The 2,943-nt window shown below is 49.6% G+C and carries 2 tRNA genes and 2 rRNA genes (1 of these 4 only partly in view); all 4 read right to left on the minus strand.

From position 1 onward, the window contains the following. A 23S ribosomal RNA gene (locus COV52_07640) occupies positions 1-1,837 on the minus strand; the annotation flags it as partial. 208 nt (positions 1,838-2,045) lie between these two features. Then, positions 2,046-2,118, minus strand: a tRNA-Ala gene (locus COV52_07645). A gap of 6 nt (positions 2,119-2,124) precedes the next feature. Further along, positions 2,125-2,201, minus strand: a tRNA-Ile gene (locus tag COV52_07650). An 87-nt stretch (positions 2,202-2,288) separates the two neighbouring features. Further along, positions 2,289-2,943: ribosomal RNA gene (locus COV52_07655) — 16S ribosomal RNA — on the minus strand; it runs 776 nt beyond the window's last position.

Below are 2,943 nucleotides of genomic sequence, written 5' to 3' on the forward strand. Positions count from 1 at the left end.
AGGCGTCACACCCTATACGTCCACTTACGTGTTTGCAGAGTGCTGTGTTTTTAATAAACAGTCTCAGCCACCTGGTATCTTCGACCCCCTTCGGCTTCAGTCGCAAGGACTTACACCTAATGAGGGCGCACCTTCTCCCGAAGTTACGGTGCCATTTTGCCTAGTTCCTTCACCCGAGTTCTCTCAAGCGCCTTGGTATTCTCTACCTGTCTACCTGTGTCGGTTTTAGTACGGTTCATTTATATCTGAAGCTTAGAGGCTTTTCCTGGAAGCATGGCATCAATCACTTCCTGATCTAAAAGATCAGTCGTCATCGACTCTCAGGATTGAGCGACCGGATTTACCAAATCACTCTCCCTACAGCCTTAAACCAGCACAACCAATCGCTGGCTGACCTAGCCTTCTCCGTCACCCCATCGCAATATAAATAAGTACAGGAATATTAACCTGTTTCCCATCGACTACGCATTTCTGCCTCGCCTTAGGGGCCGACTCACCCTGCTCCGAATTACGTTGAGCAGGAAACCTTAGACTTCTGGCGAGAGGGACTCTCACCCTCTTTATCGTTACTCATGTCAGCATTCGCACTTCTGATATCTCCAGCAAGCCTCTCGACTCACCTTCACAGACTTACAGAACGCTCCTCTACCACTCAAGATAAATCTTGAATCCGCAGCTTCGGTACATAGTTTTAGCCCCGGTAAATCTTCCGCGCAGGCCGACTCGACTAGTGAGCTATTACGCTTTCTTTAAAGGGTGGCTGCTTCTAAGCCAACCTCCTAGCTGTCTTCGCCTTCCCACAACGTTTTCCACTTAACTATGATTTGGGGACCTTAGCTGGCGGTCTGGGCTGTTTCCCTCTTCACGACGGACCTTATCACCCGCCGTGTGTCTCCCGCGCTGTACTTCTCGGTATTCGAAGTTTGCATCGGATCGGTAAGGCTTGACGCCCCCCGAGACCGAAACAGTGCTCTACCCCCGAGAGTAAACACGCGAGGCGCTACCTCAATAGCTTTCGAGGAGAACCAGCTATCACCAAGTTTGATTAGCCTTTCACTCCTATCCACAGTTCATCCCGTAACTTTTCAACGTTAGTGGGTTCGGGCCTCCAATCAGTGTTACCTGACCTTCACCCTGACCATGGATAGATCACTTGGTTTCGGGTCTATTCCCAGAGACTAGTCGCCCTATTAAGACTCGGTTTCCCTACGGCTCCCCTTTCCGGTTAACCTTGCCACTGAAAATAAGTCGCTGACCCATTATACAAAAGGTACGCAGTCACACCACAAGGGTGCTCCCACTGCTTGTACGCACACGGTTTCAGGTTCTATTTCACTCCCCTAGTAGGGGTTCTTTTCGCCTTTCCCTCACGGTACTGGTTCACTATCGGTCAGTAAGGAGTATTTAGCCTTAGAGGATGGTCCCCCTATCTTCAGTCAGGATTACACGTGTCCCGACCTACTCATCGACACCCCCTATCACAGTATTTCAAATACTGGGCTATCACCATCTGCGGCCAAGCTTTCCAGCTTGTTCTTCTACAATGTGATAGGTTGATGTGTCTGGGCTGCTCCGCGTTCGCTCGCCGCTACTAACGGAATCTCGGTTGATTTCTTTTCCTCCGGGTACTGAGATGTTTCACTTCTCCGGGTTTGCTCTTTGCACCTATGAATTCAGTGCAAAGTAACCAGTAAACTGGTTGGGTTTCCCCATTCGGACATCATCGGATCAAAGCTTGTTTGCCAACTCCCCGATGCTTTTCGCAGGCTACAACGTCCTTCATCGCCTCTTACTGCCAAGGCATCCACCATGTGCGCTTATTCACTTAACCATATATTCCCAAATAATCGGGAATACGCGTCTAAGAGAGAACTTGTTAATCTTTCGATCAACAAAATTTCAAATTGAATCTCGCTATATATGCATGTGTTGTTGAATTTGCCAAATTGTTAAAGAACCACTTCTTTACCCTGGCGAGTGATTTAACACTGACCAGCCGATCTATTGAGATCATTTTAATAAACCTGAGGCTTATTAAAATGATCTGGAGCCAGGGAGAATCGAACTCCCGACCCCCTGCGTGCAAAGCAGGTGCTCTCCCAGCTGAGCTATGGCCCCATATTGTGGTGGGCCTGGGAAGACTTGAACTTCCGACCTCACCCTTATCAGGGGTGCGCTCTAACCAACTGAGCTACAGGCCCCTTCGCCGTTGAGTTGAACTATGAAGTTCATACAATCTTTTTAAATTAAGCAGCAATTTTAATGAGCACAGCGCGTAGCTATATAAATTTAAGGAGGTGATCCAACCGCAGGTTCCCCTACGGTTACCTTGTTACGACTTCACCCCAGTCATGAATCATACCGTGGTAGCCGGCCTCCCGAAGGTTAGCCTAGCTGCTTCTGGTACAACCCACTTCCGTGGTGTGACGGGCGGTGTGTACAAGGCCCGGGAACGTATTCACCGCAACATTCTGATTTGCGATTACTAGCGATTCCAACTTCATGGAGTCGAGTTTCAGACTCCAATCCGGACTACGAACAGTTTTTAGGATTAGCTCCACGTCGCCGCTTCGCAACCTACTGTACTGCCCATTGTAGCACGTGTGTAGCCCTAGCCATAAGGGCCATGATGACTTGACGTCATCCCCACCTTCCTCCGGTTTATCACCGGCAGTCTCCTTAGAGTTCCCACCTTTACGTGCTGGCAACTAAGGATAGGGGTTGCGCTCGTTACGGGACTTAACCCAACATCTCACGACACGAGCTGACGACAGCCATGCAGCACCTGTCACCTGGTTCCCGAAGGCACGGCACTATCTCTAGCGCCTCCCAGGGATGTCAAGGCTAGGTAAGGTTCTTCGCGTTGCATCGAATTAAACCACATGCTCCACCGCTTGTGCGGGCCCCCGTCAATTCCTTTGAGTTTTAATCTTGCGACCGTAC

This window comes from Gammaproteobacteria bacterium CG11_big_fil_rev_8_21_14_0_20_46_22, assembly GCA_002796245.1.
Classification (GTDB): Bacteria; Pseudomonadota; Gammaproteobacteria; order UBA12402; family UBA12402; genus 1-14-0-20-46-22.